Here is a 25,870-nt window from a genome sequence, read left to right on the forward strand (position 1 = left end):
GAACCGCGGCCCGGGAGCGGCGCGGCGGCGCCGGCTTCTATAATGGCGGCCGACGCCCGGCTTTACCGGCCGGGCGCGCAAGCTTACCTATCTGAAAGGCGTTCGGGCATGAAAATCACCGTCGTGGGCACGGGTTACGTAGGGTTGGTGTCGGGGGCATGCCTGGCCGACATGGGCAACGAAGTCATGTGCCTGGACCTGGATTCGGCCAAGATCGACCTGCTGCGCCAGGGCGGCATCCCCATCTACGAACCCGGCCTGGAAGAGCTGGTGCGCCGCAACGTGGAGGCCGGCCGCCTGTCGTTCACCGACGACGTGGCGCAGAGCGTGGCCTTCGGCGACGTGCAGTTCATTGCCGTGGGCACGCCGCCCGGCGAGGACGGCTCGGCCGACCTCAAGTACGTGCTGGCCGCGGCGCTCAACATTGCCCGGCACATGACCTCGCGCAAGCTCATCGTGGACAAGTCCACCGTGCCCGTGGGCACCGCCGACAAGGTGCGGGCCGTGGTGTCGCGCGAACTGGCCGCGCGCGGCGTGGATATCCCGTTCAGCGTGGCATCCAACCCGGAGTTCCTGAAAGAGGGCGCCGCCATCAACGATTTCATGAGCCCGGACCGCGTCATCGTGGGCGCCGACGACGAGTTCACCATCGGCGTCATGCGCCGCATCTACGAACCGTTCCAGCGCACGCACGACCGCCTCATGGTCATGGACGTGCGCTCGGCCGAGCTCACCAAATACGCCGCCAACGCCATGCTGGCCACGCGTATCTCGTTCATGAACGAAATGGCCAACCTCGCCGAGGCGCTGGGCGCCGACATCGAGCAGGTGCGCCGCGGCATCGGCGCCGACCCGCGCATCGGCTACCATTTCCTGTACCCCGGCGCGGGCTACGGCGGCTCCTGCTTCCCCAAGGACGTGCAGGCCCTGGTCAACACCGCTTCCGAACATGCGCTGCCCATGCGCGTGATCCAGGCCGTCGAGGCCGCCAATCGCGCGCAGAAGTTCCGCTTGGCGCAAAAGCTCGTCGACCGCTATGGCGAAGACCTGCGCGGCCGCAAGATCGCGCTCTGGGGCCTGGCCTTCAAGCCCAACACCGACGACATGCGCGAAGCGCCCAGCCTGACCGTCATCGCCGAGCTCACGCGGCGCGGCGCCGAAGTGCGCGCCTACGACCCCGTGGCCATGCATGAAGCGGCCCGCGTCCTGGTGGGACAGCCCGGCGTGAGCTTCGCGCGCGACATGTACGACGCACTGGACGGCGCCGACGCGCTCCTGATCGTCACCGAATGGAAGGTGTTCCGCGCGCCCAACTTCGACCGCGTGAAGGCGCTGCTCAAGACGCCGCTCATTCTCGACGGCCGCAATCTCTACAACCCGGCCGACGTGCGCGCCCTGGGTTTCGACTACTCGGGCATCGGCCGCGCATGAAGATCCTGCAGCTCAACTTCGAAAAAGGCTGGCGCGGCGGCGAGCGCCAGACGCTCTATTGCATGCGCGCCTTCCGCAAGGCGGGCCACGAGGTCGAGCTGATGTGCCGCGCCGGCGGCCCGCTGGCCGAGCGCGCCCGCGCCGAAGGCTACACCGTCCATGCGCTGCGCAACGTGCCCGCGCAGTTGCGCTTCCTGGCCGGCGCCGGCCGCTACGACATCCTCCACGCCCAGACGGCCAACACCATCACCTGGGCCGTGCTCACCAAGTGGCTGCACCGCCGGCCCGTGGCGTTCTCGCGGCGCACCTCCTTCGTGGTCAAGCCGAACGAGGAGTGGAAAACCGGCTTCAAATGGCGCCACGCCGACCTCTTCGTCGCCATCAGCGAAATGGCGGCCAGCGAACCGCGGCGGCTGGGCATCGAGCCCGTCATCATCCGCAGCGCCGTGGAGCCGCACCAGATCGACGCCGCCAACGTGCAGGCCCTGGTGCGCGAATTCGGCCTCGAGGGCAAGAAAGTGCTGGCCACCTCGGCGGCTCTCATCCGCGACAAGGATCCCGTCACGCTGGTGCGGGCCGTGGGCGAGCTGGCCAAGACCCGGCGCGATTTCGTCTTCCTGCACTTCGGCGCCGGCGGCGACCGCGAGCGGCAGGCCCGCGACGAAGCCCGCCTGCTGGGCATCGAAGACATCTACCGCTTCGCCGGCTTTCGCAAGGGCGTGGAAGACTTCTACAGCATCCTCGACGTGTTCGTCATGAGCTCCGAGGAGGAGGCCCTGGGCAGCAGCGTGCTCGACGCCTTCCTGCAGCGCGTGCCCGTGGTGTCCACCGACGCCGGCGGCCTCAAGGAAAGCCTGGCCGACGGGCGCGGCGTGCTGTGCAGGGTGGGAGACTTCCAGGCGCTGGCCGCCGGTATGGCGCGCTGCCTGGACGATGCCGCATTCCGCCGGGAAGTCACCGAACGCGCCTACGCCTACGTGCGCGACGAGCACGACGTGCAGAAAATGGGCGAGCGCTACCTCGCGCGTTTCCAGGCCCTGCTCGCGCGCCGCTGAAGGCCGCGCGCCTCAGCCGCGCACATTGATGCGTGTTTCGAATTTGGCGCGGTGCACCGAGAAAAACGTGCGCACGTTGCGCACATTGGCCGCCGCCGTAAAGGCCCGGTGCACCAGCGCGTGATACGCCGGCATGTCGCGCACCTGCGCAATCACCACGAAATCCGGCCCTGTCGACACGCGGTAGCACTGCAGCACCGCCGGCTCGGCTTGCATCGCGGCCTCGAACTCCGCCAGCCGTTCCGCCGCCTGTACGTCCAGCGTTACCTCCACGATGGCCGTCAGCGTGCTGCCCAGCTTCTCCGGCGCCAGGATCGCCACCTGCCGCGAAATCACGCCTTCCTCCACCAGCCGGCGCACCCGGCGCAGGCAGGTGGGCGGCGAGGCATGCACGCGCTGGGCCAGATCCTGGTTGGTCAGCGCGCAGTTTTCCTGCAGTTGATCCAGGATGCGCAGGTCCAGATCGTCCAGATCGGGGAGCGCGGGCTCGTGATTTTGCATGATTCGTTCAATAATATTGATTCAATGAAATATAATTTAATCACAAATATGTAAGGGAATAATCTGTCATTACATAGTAGATAAAGAAATCAAATTTCTTGTCTTCACGCGCACAATGCGGTCCATATTGAACTTTCCGGAGTCGTTTCCCATGTGCGGCATTGTTGGCGCCGTCGCCCAGCGCGACATCACCCCTATTCTCATCGAAGGCCTCAAGCGTCTGGAATACCGCGGCTACGATTCCTGCGGCGTGGCCGTCTACCTCGACGGACACCTGCGCCGCACCCGCAGCACCCAGCGCGTGGCCGAGCTGGCCGAGCAGGTCGCCCAGGATCACCTGTCCGGCTTTACCGGCATCGCCCACACCCGCTGGGCCACGCACGGCGTGCCCGCCACCCACAACGCCCACCCGCATTTCTCGCACCTGGGCAATGACGAGCCGCGCATCGCGCTGGTGCACAACGGCATCATCGAGAACCACGACGAGCTGCGCGCCGAACTCCAGGCCGCCGGCTTCGTCTTCGAAAGCCAGACCGACACCGAAGTCATCGCCCACCTGGTCAACCACCTCTACGCCGGCGACCTCTTCGAAGCCGTGCAGCAGGCGGTGCGCCGCCTGCAGGGCGCTTACGCCATCGCCGTCTTCTGCCGCGACGAGCCGCACCGCGTCGTCGGCGCGCGCCAGGGTTCGCCCCTGGTGGTGGGCCTGGGCAAGGACGAGAACTTCCTCGCTTCCGACGCGCTGGCGTTGGCCGGCACCACCGACCAGATCATCTACCTCGAAGACGGCGACGTCGCCGACCTGCAGCTCTCGCGCGTCTGGATCGTCGACGCCGACGGCCGTCCCGTCGAGCGCCAGGCCCACACCGTGCACGTGCACTCCGGCGCTGCCGAACTCGGCCCCTACCGCCACTACATGCAGAAGGAAATCTTCGAGCAGCCGCGCGCCGTGGGCGACACCCTGCAGGACATCGAAAGCATCACTCCCGAGCTCTTCGGCGACGACGCCTACAAGATCTTCAAGGAGATCGACTCGCTCCTCATCCTGGCCTGCGGCACCAGCTACTACGCCGGCCTCACCGCCAAGTACTGGATCGAATCCATCGCCCAGATCCCGGTCAACGTCGAGATCGCCAGCGAATATCGCTACCGCGACAGCGTGCCCAACCCGCGCTCGCTCGTCGTCACCATTTCGCAGTCCGGCGAAACCGCCGACACGCTCGCCGCCCTCAAGCACGCGCGCTCGCTCGGCATGGAGCACACCCTCACCATCTGCAACGTCGCCACCAGCGCCATGGTGCGCGAGTGCAAGCTCTCGTACATCACCCGCGCCGGCGTCGAAATCGGCGTGGCCTCCACCAAGGCCTTCACCACCCAGCTCACCGCGCTGTTCCTGCTCACCCTGGCGCTCGCCCAGTCGCGCGGCCGCCTCACCGCCGAACAGGAAGCCGAACACCTCAAGGCCCTGCGCCATCTGCCCGCCGCCATCGGCTCCGTGCTCGCGCTCGAGCCCCAGATCATGGCCTGGGCCGACCGCTTCGCCTCCAAGGAAAATGCGCTCTTCCTCGGCCGCGGCATGCACTACCCCATCGCCCTCGAAGGCGCGCTCAAGCTCAAGGAAATCAGCTACATCCACGCCGAAGCCTATCCCGCCGGCGAACTCAAGCACGGCCCCCTCGCGCTCGTCACCGAGCACATGCCCGTCGTCACCATCGCGCCCAAGGACGCCCTGCTGGAAAAACTGAAATCCAATATGCAGGAAGTCCGCGCGCGCGGCGGCGAGCTCTACGTCTTCGCCGACGCCGACAGCAAGATCCAGAGCGCCGAAGGCATGCACGTCATCCGCATGCCCGAACACTACGGCAAACTCTCGCCCATCCTCCACACCATTCCGCTGCAGCTGCTGTCGTACCACACCGCCTGCGCGCGCGGCACCGACGTCGACAAGCCGCGCAATCTGGCCAAGAGTGTGACGGTGGAGTGAGGGTGGTTGTGGATTGATCGTTCTTCCTGTTGTCAGGAAAGAAATGGGACAGGCCGCGGATGCGGCCTGTTTTGTTTCTGGTGCGGAGATCGGGGAGAAAGGGCCGGTTGCGGCCTGGAGCCGGGGCGGACTGTCCGCGCACGCGGCGGTCGACGCACGCGCGATTGCTGGGGCTGCGCGCCAATATCAGTTGTTCTGTTATCCGGGAATCTGTGGAAATTTATATTCAAATCTCATTCTCCTGATTTTCAAGGATAATGCGCCGGGCGTCTGGAATCCTTGCGATCTGGCTGAGTTCTCATAATGGATTTTGCTGGACGGGCGCTGCTGATATAACCGGATTTCCGCTGCCGAGATATTTGATACGGCATTTCTCGGTATTATGCATCAGCGCGCGAGCTGCGCACCTGCGAAGCAGGAGCCGATCGTCCCGGCAGCCCCGGTAATTGCCAAACAGGTATCTGGGCGAAAGGCAAGGAAAGCGGAAACCGCCAACGCCAAGAGAATAACCATGGAACTGGCGCAGGGCCGCGGAGTTTCGGCTGCCTGCGATGTGCTGATGCGCAAAGAAGATCGGCCTCCGGAGCGCCGGGGCCGTCTGCATTCCGGGCATTCCGAAGCCTGTCGCCCCGTGAAGGCCAAGTGGGCCGGGCGCCCATCGTCATCGCCTGATCGTATCCATTTGTTTCCAAGTCGCGACCGAAAAGCGCGTGGCGAGCGGGCAGGCGCGTAGATACGGATGGTATCCGCTGCGTGCCGTTTTGACCGAAGGATGGTGTCCATGAACGCCATCCAAAATGAGCAGGATGGTATCCGTTTTTATTAATCAGCGACCGTGGTTGGTATCCATTCGTGCCATCTCGATAATCTACGCATTGTCTCCCCATTAATTGTTGGTACCGCAAAAAAATAGGTATACATTGCCTCCTTTTTTTCCGAAGGCTCATCCCATTCGTCCGGATTGGTTTATTACGTAAGGATACGTTTATAGCGATCTGGTAATGCGCGGGTATGGAGTCGGGACATCGAGACAGGGAGGAACCACATTGTTATCTGGCACGAAGAAATGGCTGGCCGCGACGTTCGCGCTGAGCGCGTCCTATGGCGGTAGCGTTACGGCCGCGGACCTGACGGTTGCGCCGGGCAATACCCAGGTATTCGACGGTTCGGCCAGCTTCCCCGGCGGGGTCGATGTCAGCGGCGGCACGCTGGTGGTCGGCGGCAATGGCGGCGGGGCGGGCGTCGCGATCGGCGGGAACGTCTCCGCCGCGTCGAATGGCGTGATTGCGGGTTTCGGTTCGATCAATGGCGATCTGAGCGTGACGGGCAATTCGCGCGTCGCGCCCGGGTATGCCGTCGGCACGCCCACCGGGGTTTCCAACGGCAACCTCGTGGTCAACGGCAATCTGTCGATGAACAATGCCGTGTTCGATTTCGAGACGGGCTATGCGGGGCTGCCCATTACGCAACCCGGCACGGGCGACAACATCACCGTGAGCGGCAACGTCAGCCTCAATAACACGACGCTGAATGTTTCGGTGAATACGCTGGGCGTCAACGCCGGCTATTACCGCATCCTGTCGTACGGCGGCACGCTGAGCGGCAACGGGCTGTCGCTGGGCGCGGTGACCGGCGACTCCGTGCCGGCGGCGGCCATCCAGTCGCTGACCGGCGACAAACAGATCAATCTCATCCTGGGGCCGAGCACGACGAACTTGTGGAACGGCAACGGCGCGGCGTCGGCCACGCGAGCGGGCGGCGGCGACGGTACGTGGTCTGCGGCGGGCACGAACTGGAATAGCCCGACCAATGCCGCAGGAGCCTTGCCCGATGGCGGATACGCGATTTTCACCGGCGCGGCCGGCACGGTGACTGTCGATGGCGGAGCCGGTTCCGTGCGCGTGTCGGGCATCCAGTTCGCCACCGACCGGTACCGTGTGCAAGGCGCGCCCATTACCCTGGTGGCCAACGGCGGCAATCCGCCGGCCCTGGTCGTCGGCGACGGCACCTATGCCTCGGGCCAATTCGTCGACACCATCGACAACCCGCTGCAAGGCACGAGCGGCTTCGTCAAGACCGGTCCGGGCTCGCTGATCCTGAGGGCCGACAGCAGCGGCCTGTCCGGCCCCATTCTGATCGCCGATGGCGCGCTGGAGATCGACGGCAAACTGAACGGCCCCATCGATATCGGCCGCGAAGTCGTGCTGGCGGGCGTGGGCCAGGTGGGCAGCACCACGCTCTATCCCACGGCGGTCGTCTCCCCGGGCAACGACGGCTCGCCCATCGGCACGCTCACCGTCAACGGCGATCTTGCCTTCGGCCAGGATACCGTCTATCGCGTGCATGCCGACCCCGCGGGCAGCGCGAGCGACCGCATCCACGTCACGGGCGTTGCCCGCCTCGACGGCACGGTGGCGCATGTGGGGCCCGACGGCAACTATGCGCCGCGCACGACCTACAACATCCTGACGGCGGATGGCGGCATACAGGGCCGGTTCACAGGCGCATCGAGCGCATATGCGTTCCTCACTCCCACGCTGAGCTATGACGCCAAGAATGCGTTCATGACGCTGACGCGCAACGACGTGCCGATCGGCAGCGTGGGCGACACCGGAAACCAGAGCGCCGTGGGCGGCGCGCTGGATGGCGAAGCGCCACCCGCGGCGGGAGGCGCTTCGCCATCGGCCGGAAACGGATCGTCCGGCGGCGAAAGCGCTGCGTCGTCGGCCGGGACCGGATCGTCCTCGAGCGAAAACGCCTCCGCAAGCGTCGGTCATGAAGCGTCCCTGGGGGCAGGCGCATCGGTTTCGGCCGGAAACGGCGGCGCGCCGGCCGGCAGCACAACCGGCGCGACATCCCCGTCGGCGAGCGATGGCAACCAGACCCTGACGGGTTCGGTCGCGAACGCGGCCGAAGGCAGCGGCGCCAGCCAGGTGGCGACGGCGGTTCTTGCCATGACGCCGGAACAGGCGCGCTCGGCCTTGAACATGCTTTCCGGCGAAGCCTATGCGAGCACCGCCAGCGTATTGCAGAGCCTGGGGGATACCGTGCGCACGCTGCCGCTGGCCCGTTTGCGCGGCAACCTCGACGCGCCGGCACTGGCCGGAAGCCCCACGGCCCAGTTGGGTGCGCCGTCGTCCGAGGCCCTGCCGCAAAGCGGCGCGCATCCGGTCTGGGCGCAGGTATTCGGCAATTGGCGCACCTTCGCGGGCGACGGCAACGCTTCCCGCGTGCGCCAATCGGACGGCGGCCTCTTCGTCGGCGGCGACGGGGCGGTGGGCGGCGGCTGGCGTTTGGGCGGCGCGCTGGGCTACATCGGCAGCCATAGTTCGATCGCCAACACGTCGTCGCGCACGGATGTCGACAGCTATACGGCGACCTTGTTCGGCGGACGGAGTTTCCGGGCCGGTCCGGGCCGGTTCCGCTTCATGGCCGGCGCGGCCTACACCTGGCACGATATCGACATGAAACGCGACGTGGCGGCCGGGAGCCTGAGCCAGCGGCTCGAGTCGTCCTATCACGGCTCATCGACGCAAGTGTTCACCGAGCTGGGCTACAGGCTGCCGGTGGGCGACGCCTATTCCGTGGAGCCATACGCCGGCATGGCGTGGAACCACCTGCGCACGCGCGGCTTCGACGAATCGGGCGGCTCGGCCGCGCTGCACGGATCGGGCCGCACCGACGATGTGACGAGCACCACGCTGGGCCTGCGCGGCGCGTGGGCGTTCGGCGCGGACCATGCCCCGGGCCGCCTGACCGCATCGCTGGGCTGGCGCCATGCAATGGGCGACGTGAAGCCGAAGCAGCAGCTGGCCTTCGACGGCGGCAGCACCTTCTCGGTGGCAGGCGTGCCCATCGCGCGTGACGCCGCGGTGTTCGGGCTGGGCGCGGAAATGACGATCGCGCGCAACACGACGGCCGGCATCGCCTACGACGCGCAGTTCGGCGGCGGCAGCCGGCAGCAGTCGGGCCTGTTCACGCTGGCCGTGCGCTTCTAGTCCGGCCCAGCAGGGCGGCGCAGGCGCCTGCGCCGCAGTCAGTAGTCCCACATCACCGGCACCCAGCGAAACGCCTCGCCATTGGCTTGCGACCCGGCCCACGGACGGAAACGGCAGGTGGGCGGCGACGAGCAGTCCGCGGTTTTCCGCCAGTTCGCGCAGGAGGGCGATGCGGACGCGGGCGGACTCCTCGGGGTCGTGCTCGAAGCCGTTGTGCCATTCGGGGTGATCGAATCCCACCGGGGACATGGCGTCGCCGGCGAAGGTCAGCCGGCCGGCATGGCGGCGAAGCGCGCCGCGGGTCGTGCGTGTTCATGGAAGTCCTTGCGTCGGGAGAAATGACGAAGGCATCGCAGGTCTGGCGTGTTGCGCCCGGTAGACCCGCCGCGGGAAGCGCACTGTTGTGCGGCGGGCACCAATGCCCGCGGCGCCCACCGTGTTGATGAGCAAGAACTCGGGTTCCGGCGCAAAGTCTTTTGTCTTTCCCGCCGGACAGGTAATATGCATAAACCCGCGGCCGCCCGGCTGCTTCCCCTGGTTACTGTGCAAGGTCCTTGCCATGATGACTGCCTGTTTTTTCTTCCGGCCCGTTTTTCCTCATGCGCCTGCCGCGCGCGCGGCTCAAGGTCGTCGACCCTGAGCGCGGCGGAGCAATGCCCGCTGGCCGCACCCGGCTTTGCGCGTTCGGGGCCTCGTCGCCCCGGAGCGCGTGGCGATATTCGTCCGGACCTGCCCCATGCCTGCACTGACGCCCAACGAAGGCGACGATTTCTGGGATGCTGGCCACATGGGCTGCGGCGAGCTCATCCTCAAGCTGCGCAAGCATCTGAAGAAAATGCCCGGCAAGGTCATGCGCGTCGTGGCCCATGACGCCGGGGCGATACACGATATTCCGGCGTTCTGCCGCATGACCCGCAACGAGCTGGAACGCTACGAGCCCGAGACCCACACGTTCTGGATACGGTCCCGGCCGGATTGGTAGGAACGGCGGCGCTTCTCTCGCCGCCTTCTTTTCATTGTCGCCAAAGGAGAATCGCCATGGCTGGAAAATTCGTCGTTTCCCTGAGTTGCTCCAAGAACGATACCGACAAGGCCACGGTGGCCTTCGTCGTCGCCAATGCCGCCGTCGCATCCGACAAGCAGACCGTGGTGTTCCTGTCCATCGAAGGCACTCGTCTGTCGCAGCAGGGCTACGCCGACGATATCCACGAAGAAGGCTTCGCGCCCTTGAAGGAGCTGATGGACAGCTTCGCGGCCGCCGGCGGCGAGATCTATGTCTGCTCGCCCTGCTTCAAGAAACGCGGGCTGGACGAGAACAAGCTGGTCGCCGGTGCCAAGATCGTGGGCGGCGCCAAGCTGGTCGAGTTCATGAGCGACGGTGCGCCCAGCATCTGCTATTGATCCCTCGGGGCGCGTCCCGCCCCGCCACCCGCCGGGAGGGTTCCCATGATTCCCCGTCGCCTGATGTGCATTGTCTTTCTTCTGGCCGCGCTGGGCTATGCGGCCGTCAGCTATGCCGTGTTCGAGGTGCCCGCCACCCCGGCCGCGGCGGAAGCGTGCGGTTTCCTGCCCGGCGAGTTCGCCGCCGGCGGCACGCTGGCCTACGAGCGCCCGCAGGCCTGGGCGATCAGCTTCGTGCGCAAGCAGGAGTACTTCACCGCTATCACGGTGGGCCTGGCATTGGCCTTCATGGCGTTCGCGCTGGCCGTCGGCCGCCGCGGCGGCGCGGCCTCGGCCGGGGTGGCTGCCGGCAGCGGGGTGCTGGCCGTGTCCGTCTTGTGCGTGAGCTGTCTGGCGCCCGCCCTGTCGCTGGTCGGGCTGGGCATCGCGGGCGGCCTCCTGGCCGACGTGCCCAAGTCGCTCATTGCCCTGAACACCCTGCTGCTGACGGGGTGGGGCGTGCTGTACCTGTCCCGGCGCGCCGGCGCCTGCGCGGCGCCGCCGCGCAAGCCGGGCTCGTCCGGCTCCGCCGCCCGGGCTTGATCCTCCGGAAAAGGACTGCGCATGAAAACCCGTTACGCCGCCGTGGCGGCGCTGGCCTGCCTGCACGCGGCATCCGTTCTTGCCGCCGTGGACCATGCCGCCGTCCTGACGCCGGCGCGGCCCGGCCTGCCGCTGGCGCATCCCATCGCGTCCGGGCCCATCGCCCCGCCGCCGCTGTCGTTGATGGCCGAGCGGCCGGTCAAGCCGGCCTACGTGCCGGGCCTGCCCGGCCTGCCGCAATACCGCATGGTCACCGACGATTTCGGCCGCAAGATTCCCAAGTACGACGGCGTGGTCATCCGCCAGAGCCGGGTGGAGAACGGCGAGGTCGTCATCCCGCCGGGCGGGCTGTACTACGTGGAGGACACCTGGGGCGGCGAGGTGGCGCTGCGCGGCGAGCAGGTGCCCGTGCTGGGGCGCATGACGACCTACATCGACTACGACATGTCGATCGAAGTGCAGGAGAACGTCGCGATCCCGGCCGGCGGCAGCGTCGCCGTGGGCGGCCAGGTCTATCACTACTACGCCACGGTCGGGCACGAAACCATGGCCAACCACGCGCTGCATGTGCGCAGCATCTCGGGCACCGATTGGGAATGGGCATTCGGCAATCCCATTCTGTCGGCCAGCGAAACCGGCTGGTGGGGCAACCGCTTCAGCCAGTTGTATAACCAGGGGCAGGCGCGCGAGATCACGCCGCAGAAGATGGTGTTCGACTGGCTGAGCGGCGTACGCACCGACCGGCTGCTGTACGCGGAAGAAAAAGTGCATGCGGGGCCGGCCGCCGCCGGCGCGCAATGGCAGGTCGGCGCGCGCGCCGTGCGCGTGGCCGCGGTGGACGCGGCGCAGGGCACGGTGCGCCTGGAAGTGCTGCAGGACGGCAAGGTGACCCATGCGCGCACGCTGGGGCCGATTCAGCCTGAACGTCTGATCGAGGATACCGGCGCGCGCAAGGCGCTGGTGTTCGAGGACGGCGACATGGCGGCTTTCCTCTCGCCCTGGCCCGCCGCCTTCGAGGGCGGCAAGGCCAACCTGAAGGTCTACGGCAAGGTCTACAGCCTGCGCTACGGCCAGGACTACGCGCGCGACACGCGGTACGCCAGCTACCCGGTCGGCTGCCCCACAGGACACCAGTTCGGCTTCATGCTGGTCAACAAGGAAGAAATCCGTCTCAGGCCCGGAGAAGCCTATGCCGGCCCCGAAGGCTATTTCAAGATCGTGGTCGATGCCGTGGCGGACGGCAAGGTCACCGGCTGGCACGTGGAGGACCGCGGCGGCGCGCGTTCGATCAACCTGGGCGGGCCGGACGTGGGCAACGTCGACCTCGTGCTGGGCCAGGGGCGCGTGGCCGGCCAGGCCATTCTGTTCGACCTCGGCCGCGCCATGCTGGCCCGCACCTACGCCGCCGCACAACGCGCCGACCCGGGCGCCGCCGCGGCGTCCGCACCCCCGCCCGCGCCGGCAGCCGCGCCCGCCGCGCCGTCCGCCCGCGCGCAATGGACGGCTTCGACGATCGTCTTCATCGCCATCCTCGCCCTGGCGTGCCTGGGCGTCGGTTTCGAATGGGGCAGGCGCCGCCGCTGATCCGGACACAGGAGCACCTATGGAACCCGTTAACCATCACAGCCACGCGCCCGACGTCAGTTTCGACGGCGGCGACCTCGATTGCGGCAACGGCCTGCTGTTGCTGATCCGCAAGCACATCGATCCGTTGCCGCGCGGCGGGTTGCTGGAGATCCAGTCGCGCGAGATCTCGGTGGACGAAGACCTGCCCGCCTGGTGCCGCCTCACCGGCAACGAACTGGTTTCGTGGACCAGGCGCGATGGCCAGCGCAGTTTCCTGGTCTGCAAGGGCAAGCTGTCCGAGCGGGACGCGCCGGTGGCGGCCTTGGCATCGGCCGCTCCGGCGGCCATGCCGTCCGGCGGCCCGTCGCCGCGTGCGCGTCGCGAGGCCGTCTCGGCCCCGCCCGTGCCGCCCCTGGCCGTCACTGGCATGGGAAGCTGGCCCCGCCCGCGCTGGATGATCGACGCCATGCACGCGCACGTGGAAGGCCGCCTGTCCGAAGCCGCCTTTCACGAAACCGCCGACGACGCCGTACGGCTGGCCATCGCCGCGCAGGAGAAGGCCGGCGTGCACATGGTTACCGACGGCGAGCAGCGGCGCGACAGCTACGCCAGCTTCGTGGCGTCGCGCCTGGACAACTGCCAGCTCATTCCGCTGACCGATCTGCTGCCGCTGGTCGACGACCCCGAGGCGTTCGCGGCGGAACTGCGCGCGCTCGACATTCCGGCCGGCCAGGTGCGCCATCCGGCGGTTTTCGGGCGCCTGTCGCGCTCGCGCCCCCTGGTGGCGCACGAAGTCGATTTTGCGCGCTCGGTCAGCGGCAAGCCAGTCAAGGTGGCGCTGCCCGGCCCCTATCTGCTCACGCGGACCATGTGGATGGAATGCATCTCCGACCGCGCCTACGATAGCCGCGAGGCCTTGGCGGCCGATATCGTGCGCGTGTTGCGCGAAGAGCTGGCCGAATTGCTCGACGCCGGCGCCGCGCTGGTGCAGTTCGACGAGCCGGTCCTGTCCGAGGTCGTGTTTTCCGGCCCCAAGAACAAGCGCAGCTTCATGTGCGGCGCGCTGTCGGAATCGCTGGCGCCGCAGCAGGAACTCGCTTTCGCGCGCGACCTGCTGAACGCCGTGCTGGAAGGCATGCCGCAGGAGCGCACGGCGCTGCACGTCTGCCGCGGCAACTGGACGCCGGACGAAAGCGTGGCGCTGTCCGGCGACTACGCGCCGCTCCTGCCCACGCTGGCGCAGGTGCGCGTGGGCGCCTATCTGCTGGAGATGTGCACGCCGCGCGCGGGCGACGTGGCCATGCTGAAGGCGCTGCCCGGGCATGCGCGCATCGGCATCGGCGTGGTCAACCAGAAAGACCAGGCCATCGAGAGCGAGGATGCGGTGGCGGCCCGCATCGAGCGGGGCATCGCGCTGTTCGGCCGGGAGCGGCTGCTGCTGCACCCGGATTGCGGCTTCGCTACGTTCGCGGATAATCCGATCTGTTCCGCGCGGATCGCGCAACAGAAACTGCAGGTCATCGCGCAGGCCGCCAGGCGCTTCGATTGACGCATGGCGGCCGCGCGCCACGGAGCCGCCATGCAGCACATTCTCGTCTATTCCGATTCCCTGTCCTGGGGCATTGTGCCCACTACCCGCAGGCGCCTGCCGTTCGAGCAGCGGTGGCCGGGCGCGATGGAGACGGCCCTGTGCGCCGCCGGCCGGCGGGTGCGCGTCATCGAAGACTGCCTCAACGGCCGGCGCACGGTGTGGGACGATCCGTTCAAACCCGGCCGCAACGGCCTGGCGGGGCTGGCGCAACGGATCGAAATCCATTCGCCGCTGGCGCTGGTCATTCTCATGCTTGGCACCAACGACTTCCAGTCCATGCACGCGCACAACGCCTGGCATGCCTCGCACGGCATCCTGGCGCTGGTGCACGCGATACGCACCGCGCCCATCGAGCCGGGCATGCCGGTTCCCCCCATACTGGTGATCGCGCCGCCCGCCATCCAGACTCCCAAGGGCCCGATCGCGCCCAAGTTCGAAGGCGGCGACCGCAAATGCGCAGGGTTGGCCGCAGCCTATCGCCAGGCATGCGAAGAAGCGGGCTGCCACTTCTTCGACGCGGGCGGCGTGATTACCTCCAGCAAGGTGGACGGCGTGCACCTCGACCTGGATCAGCATCTGGCGCTGGCGGACGCCGTGAGCGGGGTGGTGGAGACGCTGCTGGCGTGACACGGCATCCGCGCACGCCAGCGGCTCGACACCACGTCAATCCACCTTTGCCCCGGAGAATTTCACGACTTCGCCTCATCTGATGGCGATGCCGTCATCGGCGGTTTCGAAGACCACTGCGTCGGTCAGGTTCACAAGTCGCTCCAGATCTGGCGTGCCGCGCGCAGCAGGGTAACGCGGTGTTCCGGAGCCGCGATGGCGATCATGGCCCGGATGCGCTGCCGCAGGCTGAGCCCGCGCAGTTGCGCCACGCCATGCTCGGTGGCGATGAGATCGACGTCGCTGCGCGCTGTCGTGACGGGTCCCGACAGGAGAGAGACGGTATTGCTTTCTCGATGGCGCCCGGTTGCGGCCAGGACGATGATCGACACGCCGCCGGAGTACACGGCCGCACGCACGTATTCACCTGGCCTCCCACCGCGCCGATGTGCTGCGAGCCGATGGCCTCGGCATTCGCCTGGCCGGACAGGTCCAGCCTGTCCAGAGACTCGGTTCTGATCATGGCTGTTGCGCCGCCGTGAGAATGGCTTGCGAATGCTTCAGCAACGGCCCGTCCACTATCTTGCCTTCGAAGTCGATCGCGCCGATGCCGCGCGTCAGCGCATCGTCACAGGCTTGCACTGGCCGCCGTGCACAGGCCACTTCTTCCTCCGTCGGCGAAAAAGCCGTATTGGCCGGCGCCGCCTGGGCGGGGGCGGCCTCGGCGCATCATCCGAGGGCGCCGCCGCAATGGGCGCGCGCCCTCACTCCAGATGCGGATGCCGGTCCGTCAGACGCTGACGCCGCTGGCGCAGCGCTTCGAGTTCTTCCTCCAGCTTTGCGATCTCGGCGTCCACGTCCTGCACGTTCTGCTCGATATGCTCATAGGCCTGGCGCAGCAGCGCCTTGGCCTCGCGCGCGCTGGCGGCGTTGGGGGTGTCGCCGCGCAGGGGGCGGTTGGCGGTTTCGGGAAGGAAGAACGACGTGACGATGCCGATGACGGCCGCCACCATCAGGTAGAAGGCGGGCATCATCAGGTTCTCGGTTTCTTCCACCAGCCACGCGGCCACCGTGGGCGTGAGGCCGGCCACGATGATGGCCACGTTGAAGGAGCTGGCCAGGGCGCTGTAGCGGATGCGCGTCGGAAACAGCGCGGGCAGGGTGGAGGCCATGACGCCGGTCAGGCAGTTGAGCAGCACGGCGATAAAGAGCAGCCCCAGGAAGATGAGGCCGGTGTTGTCGCTGCCGATGAAATGGAAGGCCGGCACGGACAGCGCCAGCAGGCCCAGGCTGCCCACGAACAGGAACGGCTTGCGGCCCACCTTGTCGCTGAAGAAGCCCACCACGGGCTGCACGAACAGCATGCCGATCATGACCACGACGATGATGAGCACGCCGTGCTGCTCGGAGTAGCCCAGGCTGCCCGAGAGATAGGTCGGCATATAGGTGAGCAGCATGTAGTAGGTGATGTTGGTCACCAGCACCATGCCGATGCAGATGAGCAAGGCCTTGCGGTACTTGGAAAAGATTTCGCGGAAGGAGATCCTGGGCCGTTCCTGCACGGCGTCGCGGTCTTCCTGTTCCATCAGTTCGAGCTGCTGCGCGAAGGCCGGCGTTTCCTCGGCGGCGTGCCGCAGATAGAGGCCCAGCAGGCCCAGCGGTCCGGCCACGAAGAAGGGCACGCGCCAGCCCCAGTCGAGAAAGGTCTGTTCGCCGAGGATGGACTGCAGCAGCACCACCAGGCCCGCGCCGAGCACGAAGCCGGCGATGGAGCCGAAGTCCAGCCAGCTTCCCAGGAAGCCGCGCCGCCGGTCGGGCGCGTACTCGGCCACGAAGATGGCGGCGCCCGTGTACTCGCCGCCCACTGAAAAGCCCTGGGCCAGCTTGCAGGCCAGCAGCAGGATGGGCGCCCAAAGGCCGATGGATTCATACGAGGGGATCAGGCCGATGCAGAACGTGCTGATCGCCATGATGATGATGGTGAGCGACAGCACCTTCTGCCGCCCGAAGCGGTCGCCCATGACGCCGAAGAAGACGCCGCCCAGCGGCCGCACCAGGAAAGGCACCGAGAACGTGCCCAGCGCCGCGATGGTCTGCACGGCGGGCGCGGCGTCGGGAAAGAACACCTTGCCCAGCGCGAAGGCGACGAAGCCGTACACGCCGAAGTCGAACCACTCCATGGCGTTGCCGAGGGCGGCGGCGGTGACGGCCTTCTTGAGCTTGGTGTTGTCGATGACGGTGATGTCGTCGATCTGCAATGGCCGGACGGGCGGGGCGGAAGAAGAGGCTTCTGTCATACCGGAATCTCCCATGGAAGGCGGGCGCCGCGCCCGCGGACGAGAAACACTTGCTGGCCGTCATCTGCGAGATGTCTTGATGATACGGCGGCTCTTCCGGCCCGGCGTTGCATATTGGTAACACTCGTCAACGCGGGAATTCCATTTCTGACCCGGGGCCAGGCGCGCGCGTCCGACGCCGAGGCCCGCACGCTGGCGCGGCAGCCCCGGAGGCAATGCCGTTTCCAGTGACGGCGACGGCCCGGATCCCTGCCGTCCGTCGCCCGGCACCTCATGCCGCGTGTCCGACGGCGCCGCGGTAACCCAGTCCCGCCGACGGCTGCGGCGCAGCGCGGCGGGAACGGGTCCGTTCCCGTCCGGCTCCAGCCGCTGGGCTTCGCAGGCGGTGGATATTGCCAGCACCATGTTGCCCGGCGCAACGCAGACCGGGGCGCTGAAGGCGTTGACGGTGACTTGTGCCGCGGCGGCGCCCTGGGCCACGGCGTCCTCCACCGCGGCGGCCGCCGTGCCGTGGACCGCCATGGGGCGGCCGGCTTGCTTCAACAGATTGGCGCACATGGGCGCGCCCATGACGCCGAGTCCGACGACGCCCAGGGTATCCGAACTGCGCGTGTTCATGGAAAGGTTCCTTTTCCGGTCGGGTGCGCGGGGCCGCTGCACCAGCGATAGCGAAAGGCGGCATTGCCCGGCCGGCCGCGCCCGTCGGGGCGCTGGCGTCGAAGGTCCGTATACAGCTTCCGGCCGTGCTGGTATCGTTTTGCACGCCGGACCCGGAAGGCGGCGCGGACGGGTCGCGACGCAGCGTGATTCACCCCATTGCAGGATCGATGCCGCGGCGCCGCCCGCGGCCCTGTCCCGCGGTCAGGGATGCACCAGCGAGGAGGTTTCCATGGAATGTCGAGGACATCGGATATGGATAGCCGTTCTGGCCGTCGCGGCCGCCACGGCGGCGTCGGCGCAGAACACCAGCGCCATCGTCGTGGATGGCAACAAGTGGCTGTCGGCGGACTACACGGAAAGGCGGGCGTTCCTGGTGGGCGTGGCTAACATGATCATCGCGGAAGACGCCTACGCGCGGCGCGAGAAGCTCTCGCCGCCGCCGGCGGGGACCCGCATCACGGCCGCGGTCAAGGATCTGAATCTCTACCAGATCGACGCGCGCATCACGCAGTGGTACCAGGCGCATCCCGACCGGCGCGGCATGCCGGTCATGGGCGTGATCTGGCAGGACATCGTCAAGCGGCAGGCGCCCATGCAAGGAGAGAAAAAATGAAAACGACGCGATGGCTGGCAACCATGCTCCTGCCGCTGGCGCTGCTCATCGGCTGCGCCACCGCCGCCGGGGGCCTGATCGGCGCCGGCGTGGACAAGGCGAGCGGCGGCGACGGCACCGCCGGGGCCATGATCGGCGGCGGCGTGGGCATGATGATCGACGTGTTCAACTGAGGGCGCAGCGGCGGCCTGCGCGACGCCGCCGGCCGCCGGGCCCGGTGCATAATGGCGCGATCCGCCGTTTTCGCCCATCCGCCCGCATGCCCTCGCTGCAACTCTTCCTGCTGTTCCTGGCCGCCGATCTCGCGCTCAAGCTCACGCCGGGCCCGGACATGGCGCTTACCTTGACGCGCGGCATGACGCAGGGTTTTCGCACGGCCTGGTACAGCGTGCTGGGCACGTTTTCGGCGGGGGCGGTGCAGATTCCGCTGGTGGTGCTCGGCCTGGCGGCGGTGTTCAAGCAGTCTCCCGCGCTGTTCATGGCGGTGAAGCTGGCCGGCGCGGTCTACCTGGCGTACCTGGGCATCAAGGCGCTCATGCGCTGCCGGCGCGGCGGCGCGCTGGCGGCGGGCGTCGCGCGCGGCGCGGGGCGCGATGCGTATGTGCAGGGTTTCATGACCAACCTGCTCAATCCCAAGGTCTTCATATTCCTGGTGGCGTTCCTGCCGCAGTTCACGGACCCCGCGCAAGGGCCGGTATGGCTGCAGATGCTGGCGCTGGCCGTGTTTTCCAAGACCATGGGGCTGGCCACCGGCGCGGGCTTCGCCTACGGCGCTTCGCGCATCCGTGGCTGGCTGGGCCGCAATCCGTGGTTCCTGCGCGTCCAGGAAGGGGCGCTGGGCGCGGCGATGCTGGCGGTCGCCGGCTATGTGGTGTTCAGCCGGGGCGGCCCGGCCCGGTGAGCCCGGGCCGCCGGCCGCACTCGCCGGATATTGTCCGAATGCGGCGGTAACATCCGCCGTATGCAGAAACTCGGCCACCAGATTCTCTATTCCGCCTCCGACATCGTCAATTTCCTGGAGTGCGGGCACCTGACCTCGCTCGACTTGCGGCACCTGGAGACGCCGCTGCCGTTGGCGCAGGAAGACGAGCCGCTCGCGCTCGTCCAGGCCAAGGGGCTGGAGCACGAACGGGCCTATCTGGAGAAGCTGCGTGTCCAGGGCTTGCGCATCGTGGACGTGAGCGAGGCGGGCGACAGTCTCGAGGCGCGGCTGCGCCGCACCGAGGCCGCCATGCGGGAGGGCGCGGAGGCGATCTACCAGGCGGCGTTCCGCCACGGCAGCTATGTGGGCCATGCGGATTTCCTGCTCAGGGTGGCGCGGCCCTCGGCGCTGGGCGGCCATGGTTACGAGGCGGCCGACACCAAGCTCGCGCGCAGCCCGCGCGCGAAATTCGTGGTGCAGCTCGCCTTCTATTCCTGGCTGCTGGGACTGGCGCAAGGCGCCGAACCGAGGCACATGAGCGTGGTGCTGGGCAACGGCGTCGAACAGCGCTTTGCCGTGTCCGACTACGCGCATTATTTCCGGCGCGTGCTGGCGGGTTTCGAGGCCTTTGTCGGCGCGAAGGGCGCGCAGACCTATCCCGAGCCCTGCGAGAAATGCGCGCAATGCCGCTGGAGCGCGCTCTGCGACGAGCAGTGGCAGGCCGACGACCATCTTTCGCAGGTGGCCAACATTACCGGCCAGCAGATCCGCAAGCTGCAGGCGGGCGGCATCGGCACGCTGGCGCAGCTGGGCCGCCTGGCGCCGGGCACCGCCGTGCCGCTGCTCGAGGGAACGACGCTGCAGCGGCTGCGCGCGCAGGCGGCGCTGCAGTTGCGTGCCCGCGAGGAGGGCGGGCGTTACTACGAACTGATCCCGCGCGGGCCGGAGCCGGGGCTGCGGGGATTCGAGCGCATGCCGCGGCCCGACGAGGGCGACATGTTCTTCGACATGGAAGGCGATCCGCTGGAAGACGGCGGCCTGGAATACCTGTTCGGCGTCTATGTGCGCGATGGCGGCCGGGAGGCGTTCCACCCGTTCTGGGCGCACAACCGCCGCGAAGAAAAGGCGGCGTTCGAGCGCTTCATGGATTTCGTGGTCGAGAGGCTGCGCCGCTACCCGGATGCGCACATCTACCATTACGCGCCTTACGAAGAGACGGCCATCAAGCGGCTGATGTCGGTGCACGGCACGCGCGAGGCCGAGGTGGACAGCCTGCTGCGCATGCACAAGCTGGTGGACCTGTACCAGGTGGTGCGCGAGGCGCTGCGCGTGTCCGAGCCGAGCTATTCCATCAAGTCCATCGAGCATTTCTATCGGCCCCGGCGCGAGGGCGGCGTGACCAACGCGGGCGCCAGCATCGTGTTCTACGAGCGCTGGCGCGCGGAGCGCGACGAGCGGCTGCTGCAGGCCATTGAAGACTACAACCGCGACGACGTGGTGTCCACCTGGCAATTGCGCGAGTGGCTGCGGCAGATCCGGCCGCAGGACCTGGCCTGGGCGAACGACCGCGGCCAGCAGGACATCGAGGCGGCGCGCTTCGAGGCGGGCGCGAAGACCGAGGCCGAGGCGCGGCTGGACCGCTACCGCGAGCCGCTGCTGGACGGCCTGCCCGACGAGGAGCCGGCCTGGACGGCGGACCAGGCGCATCGCGCGCTGGTCTTTCAGTTGCTGGATTTTCACCGGCGCGAGCAGAAGCCGGAATGGTGGGCGTATTTCGCGCGCGCCGAGGCCAGCGACGCGGAGCTGGTCGAAGACAGCGAGTGCCTGGGCGGATTGGTGCGCGACCACGATGCGCCCCTGCTCAAGGAAGGGCGTTCGCTGCGCTACACCTACCGCTACCCGCCTCAGGAAACCAAGCTGCGCACGGGCGCGTCCTGCCGGGAGATCCGTGGCGGACAGAAGCTGAACAAGCTGGAGATCGACCCGCGCGCCTGTACGCTGTCTTTCACGTGGGCGAAGCCCGAGCCGCCGCCGCCGCGGCTGGCGGCAGGGCCGGACCAGCCCATCAACAATAAAGTGCTCGCCGACGCCGTGTTCCGCTACGCCGACGCGCTGCTGGAAGCCGGCGCACGCGCGCCCACGCGCTTTCGCGCGGTGGACGCGCTGCTGCGCCGGGAAGCGCCGCGCCTGCACGGCGTGGAACCGGGCCGGCCCCTGATCGATCCGGGCCGCCCCTTGCTCGAACAGGCGGTGACGCTGGTCGCCGCGCTCGACGAAAGCGCGCTCTTCGTGCAGGGGCCGCCGGGCGCGGGCAAGACCTACATCGGATCGCGCCTGCTGGTGCATCTGCTGCGGCAGGGCAAGCGCGTGGCCGTCACCTCCAACAGCCATCACGCCATCAACAACCTGCTGGCTGGCGTGGAGAAAGCCGCCCGCGAGCAGGGGTTCGTGTTCGCGGGGGCCAAGAAGTCCGGCGCGCCGGGCGACGATACCTGTCTGGGCGGGGACTGCATCGAAGACGTGTTCGACAACAAGAAAATCGATCCCGCGCGGCACCAGTTGGTGGCGGGCACGGCCTGGCTGTTCAGCCGCCCGGAAATGGAGGGCCGTTTCGATTACCTGTTCGTGGACGAGGCGGGGCAGGTCAGTCTGGCCAATCTGGTGGCGGTGGGGCTGTGCGCGCGCAACATCATTCTGCTGGGCGACCAGATGCAGCTCGGGCAGCCCACGCAGGGATGCCACCCCGGCCGTTCGGGAGAGTCCACCCTGGAGTACCTGTTGGACGGCGAGGCCACGATCGCGCCCGACCGCGGCATTTTCCTCGACACCTCCTACCGCATGCATCCGGCCATTTGCGGCTTTGTTTCCAGCGCCATCTATGACGGCAGGCTGCGCGCGGCCGAGGCCACGCGGTCGCAGCGGCTGGCGCTGTCGGCCGGAGCCGATCCGGCGCTGCGCGAAAGCGGCATCGTGTATGTGCCCGTGCCGCATGAGGGCAATGCGCAGTCCAGTCCGGAAGAGGCGCGGCGCGTGGCGGCCCTGTACGCCAGCCTGCGCGCGCAGCATTACGACGACGGCGCGGGCCGTGCCGTGCGCCTGGGCGCGGACGATGTGCTGGTGGTGGCGCCCTACAACGTGCAGGTCAACGCGCTCAAGGCGGCGCTGCCGCCGGACGCGCGGGTGGGCACCGTCGACAAGTTCCAGGGGCAGGAAGCCCAGGTGGTCATCATTTCCATGGCGACCTCCAGCGGCGCCACCATGCCGCGCGACATGGAGTTTCTTTTCAGCCGCAATCGCCTTAACGTGGCGATCTCGCGCGCCAAATCGCTCGCCGTGCTCGTCGCCAGTCCGGCGTTGCTGTCGGTGCGCTGCCGCACGCCCGAGCAGATGGCGCTGGTCAATACGCTGTGCTGGGTGGCCGAACTGGGAGAGACGGGGGGCGCCGGCGGGGCTCGGGGCCCGCACAAGACGCCTTCCGGCGCCAACGGGCGTTAATCCTGCAGGGCGCGGCCGAGCGCCGCCTCGGCCTGGCGGTCCATGACGACCGTGGCGGCCATGCGCGCCCGCGTAAGACCGACGAACAGCCGGCGCCGTTCCCGCTCGCCGAGTTCGGCGAAGGACACCTCCGTGAGCACCACGACCGGGCAGGACTGGCCCTTGTAGCGAAAGAGCGTATCCGCCAGGATGGCGCCCTCGGTCCACAGGGAAGCGCCCGCGGCATCGTATCCGGCGAAGCGTCTGAGCCCATGGCCGCAAAGCTCGGCCTGCCCCAGCAGGTGCGAACGCGCCAGGCCGCGGTAGCTGAGGATCACGATGTCGCCCGGCGCGTAACCCTCGTCCAGGTAGCCGCGCACCGCCTGCGCGGTCCGCAGCAGCATCTGGTCCTCGTCGTCATAGGCCGACATGGCCGGCTCGCGGCCTGCATACGCCCCCAGGGCGCGGATGGGCCGGGGCGTGAGCCGCAGCACGTTGATGCTGTCCACAATGGAAGTCGGGCTGCGGAAATTGTCCGGGCAGTGCAATACCACGGCTTCTGGAATGTCGCAGGGCGGGTGCTCATAGAGACGCTGGTCTTCGTCTTCCAGAAAATAGAAGCGTCCTTCCTCCCGCAGCAGGCGACGCAGGGCAACCGTCCAGTGCGGATCGAAGTCTTGCCCTTCGTCGATGATGAGCACATCGTGCTGCGGCTCGAACGATGCCGAATCTTCGCAGTAGCGCTGCGCGGCTTGCCGCAATGCGTCCGGCGCCGAGAAATCCAGCGCGCCCCGCGCGCCGGAAATGATCGACCGCCAGTTCGTGAAAGGTGGAGACTGTTGCTCGTGGCGGAGCCAGCCGGCCGATCTGTTCGGAGAGCGACCGGTTGAAGCACGCATACAGGGCGCGCTGGCCCTGGTCCGCGGCGTCGTGCAGCAGCCGCAGGGCAAGCTGAGTCTTGCCGGAACCGGCCGTCGCCTGTATGCGCAGGACGCGGCTGGGAGCGTCGACTCGCGTGGCCCAGGCGGCCAGTCCGCTGCCGAGGCGTTGCGTGACGTTCGATAGCTGGTCGCGCAGCACGTCCAGGGCGGGAGCCACCTGGAACCAGTTGAGCAGAAATGCCCGGACCCGGGCGCTGTTTCCGCTCGGTTCGCCCTGCGGCAGGACGGCGCACAGCCGCGCCGCCAGGTCGGGAAAATCCGCGGCGTCGATGATGCGCTCGCGCGGATATGCGGCGCTGCCCGCGCCGAGCATGCGATAGTCGGGCAGCAGGAGCACGTGGCCGATGCGGGGCGGCCGGTCGAGCTCGCGTATCCGCGCCAGCAGCGCGGCATGCTGGCGGCGGCACTGGCGACCGATGTTCTTGCGATGCGCGCCGTATTGCTTGTAGAGGCCGTCCGCGGCCTCCTCGATGGGGCCTGCCTTGATCTCCAGCAACAACAGGTCGCCCGCCTGGTTCATGGCGACGATATCCACTTCGCCTTCGGCGTCGCGGCCCTGGTAGACGGAGCGCCATTCCACGCTGTGAAAAAGGCTGTAGGCGTCGGGCAGCGTGTCGCGCAGGCGCTGCAGGATGTCGAGTTCGCGCTGCAGTCCGGCCGGCATGCCGCAGAGGGGGCCGTGAAAGATATCGTCGGGGTAGATCCGAGCCATACGCGCATGTTCTCCGGATGGGCATTCGCCGGGCCGCGAAGCCAGCGGGATTCTCTCACATGCCTATTTCGTCCGACATTGCGCCAGGATTTGTCCGAATGCCTCTCCAGAATGCGCCTGTCGCATTGTCGAGGAGGGCATGATGTTGGACCCATATCTGCCGCTGGTGCGCTACTGGACGCTGGAACTGCTGGCGGGCATGCGGGGCTTTGCGGCGGCGGCCGGCAGGCTGGCGCCGCGGGAATGGGAGCGCGTGCGCGCGGCGCTTGGCATCGCGGAAGACGGAGACATGCGCGAAGCGCGGTCGGCGGCGGCGCGCGAGGCTGCGCAGTTGGGAGCGCCGGGGCCGGGCGCGCCGGGATTGCCGCTTGCGCGCAACCTGGAATGGCTGGCCAACGCAATCGGCCTGGACACGGCCGCGCGGCGGATCCTGCTGTTTGCCGTGCTGTACGAAACCAGCGCCGTACTGAGGCCGGTGCTGGACGCGCTGGGCGGATTCGGCGATCAGGCGCTATGCGTGTTGCTCGCGCGCCTCCTGGCGCTGGATGAAGACGACGCCCGCATCGCGCTGGCGCCTGCCGGCCCGCTGGCGGCATCCGGCATGGTCAGGGTGGCGTCCGGCCCCGGCCTGCTGCCCTACGGCCGGAAAATGCGGCTGCGGCCCGGGCTGGCGGATGCGCTGCTGACGCCGCATGCGAAACAGGCGGAGCTGATGCGCACGCTGCTCTGCACGAGCGGCGACAGGGCGCGCGGACCGGAGGCGGCCGTCCCCGCGCGGGCTGGGCGCGCAGCCCCCGGCGCGGCGTCGTCGCCGGCCCCCGCGGGACCCTACCGGCTGGGCGTGCTGAATACGGATGTGGCGTTGTCCAGCCTGTGCGACGGCCTGAAGCGCCATGCGCGAGCCCATCTTGCCTTGTACGGGCCCTCGGGCACGGGCAAGACAGCCTTCTCGCACTGGCTGGCGGAAGAACTCGGCCGGCCGCTCCTCGTCCAGGATGTCCGGGATTTGCTGCACCGCGGGCGGGCCAGCTCCGGCCTGCGGCTGGCCGACGTGTTCGCGCGGGCCGGCGAGGCGGGCGCGGTCATGCTCTTCGATGAGGCCGATGCATTGCTGGGCGCGCGGGCTTGTCACGGTCCTTGGGCCGGCGTGCAGCGCGAGCTGCTGGACCGCATGGATGCCTGCGAGGGCATCGTATTGGTGGCGAGCCGCTACGACGGCCTGCTCGATCTGGCGGCGCTGCGCCGTTTCGATCTGAAGGTCCGCTTCGGTTATCTGCGCGAGGAGGATGCCTGGACCTTGTTCAACGATCTTGCGCACAGCCTGGGCCTGAGCGCAGAGACGGTAACGCCGCACGAGGTGGGAGGACTGGGCCGGCTCGCGCCGGGCGATTTCGCGGCTGTGCGTCGCCAATCGTTGCTGCATCCGATCCGGGATGCCAGGGATCTGTACAGGCGCCTGCGCGCCGAGTGCGCGTTCAAGCCGCCCGCAGACGGCAGGCGCGCTGTGGCATATGCGGGAGGGCCGGCGCAATGAGG

General features: G+C 67.9%; 22 protein-coding genes and 1 pseudogene. 16 read left to right on the forward strand and 7 right to left on the reverse strand.

Going from position 1 to position 25,870, the window contains the following annotated elements; genetic code table 11:
* Positions 1 to 108 precede the first annotated feature (108 nt).
* Positions 109 to 1,431, forward strand: coding sequence for a UDP-glucose dehydrogenase family protein (locus NGJ44_RS06565; protein WP_251863465.1), 1,323 nt, complete (start codon positions 109 to 111; stop codon positions 1,429 to 1,431).
* The gene (locus NGJ44_RS06570) at positions 1,428 to 2,486 is read left to right on the forward strand and encodes a glycosyltransferase family 4 protein (RefSeq protein ID WP_053245131.1); all 1,059 of its coding nucleotides are present in this window, start codon (positions 1,428 to 1,430) and stop codon (positions 2,484 to 2,486) included. Before NGJ44_RS06565 ends, NGJ44_RS06570 begins: the two co-directional genes overlap by 4 nt.
* A 12-nt stretch (positions 2,487 to 2,498) precedes the next feature.
* Here the strand turns inward: NGJ44_RS06570 and NGJ44_RS06575 are convergent, their stop codons facing one another.
* A complete protein-coding gene (locus tag NGJ44_RS06575; RefSeq protein WP_053245130.1) occupies positions 2,499 to 2,987 on the reverse strand; it encodes an Lrp/AsnC family transcriptional regulator in 489 nt (162 codons plus the stop codon).
* Positions 2,988 to 3,138: 151 nt separating this feature from the next.
* Here NGJ44_RS06575 and glmS point away from each other — a divergent pair, with 151 nt between their 5' ends.
* The 3 genes from glmS to NGJ44_RS06590 all read left to right on the forward strand — a co-directional run bounded on the left by glmS (position 3,139) and on the right by NGJ44_RS06590 (position 8,969).
* Positions 3,139 to 4,971, forward strand: coding sequence for a glutamine--fructose-6-phosphate transaminase (isomerizing) (glmS, locus tag NGJ44_RS06580; protein WP_053245129.1), 1,833 nt, complete (start codon positions 3,139 to 3,141; stop codon positions 4,969 to 4,971).
* A 13-nt stretch (positions 4,972 to 4,984) separates the two neighbouring features.
* Complete coding sequence (locus NGJ44_RS06585; RefSeq protein ID WP_251863466.1) at positions 4,985 to 5,275, forward strand: hypothetical protein; 291 nt, start codon at positions 4,985 to 4,987, stop codon at positions 5,273 to 5,275.
* A gap of 742 nt (positions 5,276 to 6,017) precedes the next feature.
* Entirely contained in the window at positions 6,018 to 8,969 is a 2,952-nt protein-coding gene (locus NGJ44_RS06590; RefSeq protein ID WP_251863467.1) for an autotransporter outer membrane beta-barrel domain-containing protein, read from the forward strand.
* 38 nt (positions 8,970 to 9,007) lie between these two features.
* Here NGJ44_RS06590 and NGJ44_RS06595 read toward each other — a convergent pair.
* A pseudogene (locus NGJ44_RS06595) lies at positions 9,008 to 9,242 on the reverse strand (MBL fold metallo-hydrolase); the annotation flags it as partial.
* Positions 9,243 to 9,705: 463 nt separating this feature from the next.
* Here NGJ44_RS06595 and NGJ44_RS06600 point away from each other — a divergent pair.
* From NGJ44_RS06600 to NGJ44_RS06625, 6 genes are read left to right on the forward strand one after another with little or no spacing between them, the layout of a single operon-like run.
* Positions 9,706 to 9,951, forward strand: coding sequence for a sulfurtransferase TusA family protein (locus NGJ44_RS06600; RefSeq protein WP_053245125.1), 246 nt, complete (start codon positions 9,706 to 9,708; stop codon positions 9,949 to 9,951).
* A 56-nt stretch (positions 9,952 to 10,007) separates the two neighbouring features.
* Positions 10,008 to 10,370 (forward strand): DsrE family protein, encoded by a 363-nt coding sequence (locus tag NGJ44_RS06605; protein ID WP_053245124.1) that lies wholly within the window; start codon positions 10,008 to 10,010, stop codon positions 10,368 to 10,370.
* 45 nt (positions 10,371 to 10,415) lie between these two features.
* Positions 10,416 to 10,952, forward strand: a complete 537-nt coding sequence (locus NGJ44_RS06610) for a hypothetical protein (RefSeq protein WP_251863468.1) — start codon at positions 10,416 to 10,418, stop codon at positions 10,950 to 10,952.
* A gap of 21 nt (positions 10,953 to 10,973) precedes the next feature.
* The gene (locus NGJ44_RS06615; RefSeq protein ID WP_251863469.1) at positions 10,974 to 12,536 is read left to right on the forward strand and encodes a hypothetical protein; all 1,563 of its coding nucleotides are present in this window, start codon (positions 10,974 to 10,976) and stop codon (positions 12,534 to 12,536) included.
* A gap of 19 nt (positions 12,537 to 12,555) precedes the next feature.
* Positions 12,556 to 14,067, forward strand: a complete 1,512-nt coding sequence (locus NGJ44_RS06620; RefSeq protein WP_251863470.1) for a 5-methyltetrahydropteroyltriglutamate--homocysteine methyltransferase — start codon at positions 12,556 to 12,558, stop codon at positions 14,065 to 14,067.
* Positions 14,068 to 14,097: 30 nt separating this feature from the next.
* On the forward strand, positions 14,098 to 14,736 hold the full coding sequence (locus tag NGJ44_RS06625) for an SGNH/GDSL hydrolase family protein (protein ID WP_053246495.1): 639 nt from the start codon (positions 14,098 to 14,100) through the stop codon (positions 14,734 to 14,736).
* A gap of 131 nt (positions 14,737 to 14,867) precedes the next feature.
* On the opposite strand, the gene NGJ44_RS06630 is transcribed toward NGJ44_RS06625, so the two are convergent.
* From NGJ44_RS06630 to NGJ44_RS06640, 3 genes are all read right to left on the reverse strand, one after another.
* Entirely contained in the window at positions 14,868 to 15,134 is a 267-nt protein-coding gene (locus tag NGJ44_RS06630) for an acetyl-CoA hydrolase/transferase C-terminal domain-containing protein (protein WP_160318614.1), read from the reverse strand.
* A 345-nt stretch (positions 15,135 to 15,479) separates the two neighbouring features.
* Positions 15,480 to 17,012, reverse strand: coding sequence for a glycine betaine/L-proline transporter ProP (gene proP / locus NGJ44_RS06635; RefSeq protein ID WP_053246492.1), 1,533 nt, complete (start codon positions 17,010 to 17,012; stop codon positions 15,480 to 15,482).
* Positions 17,013 to 17,072: 60 nt separating this feature from the next.
* The gene (locus NGJ44_RS06640; RefSeq protein WP_251863471.1) at positions 17,073 to 17,630 is read right to left on the reverse strand and encodes an NAD(P)-binding domain-containing protein; all 558 of its coding nucleotides are present in this window, start codon (positions 17,628 to 17,630) and stop codon (positions 17,073 to 17,075) included.
* Positions 17,631 to 17,901: 271 nt separating this feature from the next.
* Here NGJ44_RS06640 and NGJ44_RS06645 point away from each other — a divergent pair, with 271 nt between their 5' ends.
* The 4 genes from NGJ44_RS06645 (at position 17,902) to NGJ44_RS06660 (ending at position 22,702) form a co-directional block, all read left to right on the forward strand.
* Positions 17,902 to 18,285, forward strand: a complete 384-nt coding sequence (locus NGJ44_RS06645; RefSeq protein ID WP_053246494.1) for a hypothetical protein — start codon at positions 17,902 to 17,904, stop codon at positions 18,283 to 18,285.
* Entirely contained in the window at positions 18,282 to 18,458 is a 177-nt protein-coding gene (locus tag NGJ44_RS06650) for a hypothetical protein (RefSeq protein WP_160318615.1), read from the forward strand. The genes NGJ44_RS06645 and NGJ44_RS06650 overlap by 4 nt, the downstream gene beginning before the upstream one ends.
* A gap of 86 nt (positions 18,459 to 18,544) precedes the next feature.
* Positions 18,545 to 19,186 carry a LysE family translocator gene (locus NGJ44_RS06655; RefSeq protein ID WP_251863472.1) on the forward strand — a complete coding sequence of 214 codons (642 nt, stop codon included), beginning with the start codon at positions 18,545 to 18,547 and terminating at the stop codon, positions 19,184 to 19,186.
* A 60-nt stretch (positions 19,187 to 19,246) separates the two neighbouring features.
* A complete protein-coding gene (locus NGJ44_RS06660) occupies positions 19,247 to 22,702 on the forward strand; it encodes a TM0106 family RecB-like putative nuclease (RefSeq protein ID WP_251863473.1) in 3,456 nt (1,151 codons plus the stop codon).
* On the opposite strand, the gene NGJ44_RS06665 is transcribed toward NGJ44_RS06660, so the two are convergent.
* Together NGJ44_RS06665 and NGJ44_RS06670 are read right to left on the reverse strand one after the other, a co-directional pair.
* Positions 22,699 to 23,382, reverse strand: coding sequence for an ATP-binding domain-containing protein (locus tag NGJ44_RS06665; RefSeq protein WP_251863474.1), 684 nt, complete (start codon positions 23,380 to 23,382; stop codon positions 22,699 to 22,701). The genes NGJ44_RS06660 and NGJ44_RS06665 overlap by 4 nt on opposite strands.
* Complete coding sequence (locus NGJ44_RS06670) at positions 23,264 to 24,334, reverse strand: NERD domain-containing protein (protein ID WP_251863475.1); 1,071 nt, start codon at positions 24,332 to 24,334, stop codon at positions 23,264 to 23,266. The genes NGJ44_RS06665 and NGJ44_RS06670 overlap by 119 nt, the downstream gene beginning before the upstream one ends.
* Positions 24,335 to 24,533: 199 nt before the next feature.
* Here NGJ44_RS06670 and NGJ44_RS06675 point away from each other — a divergent pair, with 199 nt between their 5' ends.
* Complete coding sequence (locus NGJ44_RS06675) at positions 24,534 to 25,868, forward strand: AAA family ATPase (protein ID WP_251863476.1); 1,335 nt, start codon at positions 24,534 to 24,536, stop codon at positions 25,866 to 25,868.
* Positions 25,869 to 25,870 lie beyond the last annotated feature (2 nt).

The sequence above is a fragment of the Achromobacter sp. Marseille-Q4962 genome (assembly GCF_943737005.1).
GTDB lineage: Bacteria > Pseudomonadota > Gammaproteobacteria > Burkholderiales > Burkholderiaceae_B > Achromobacter.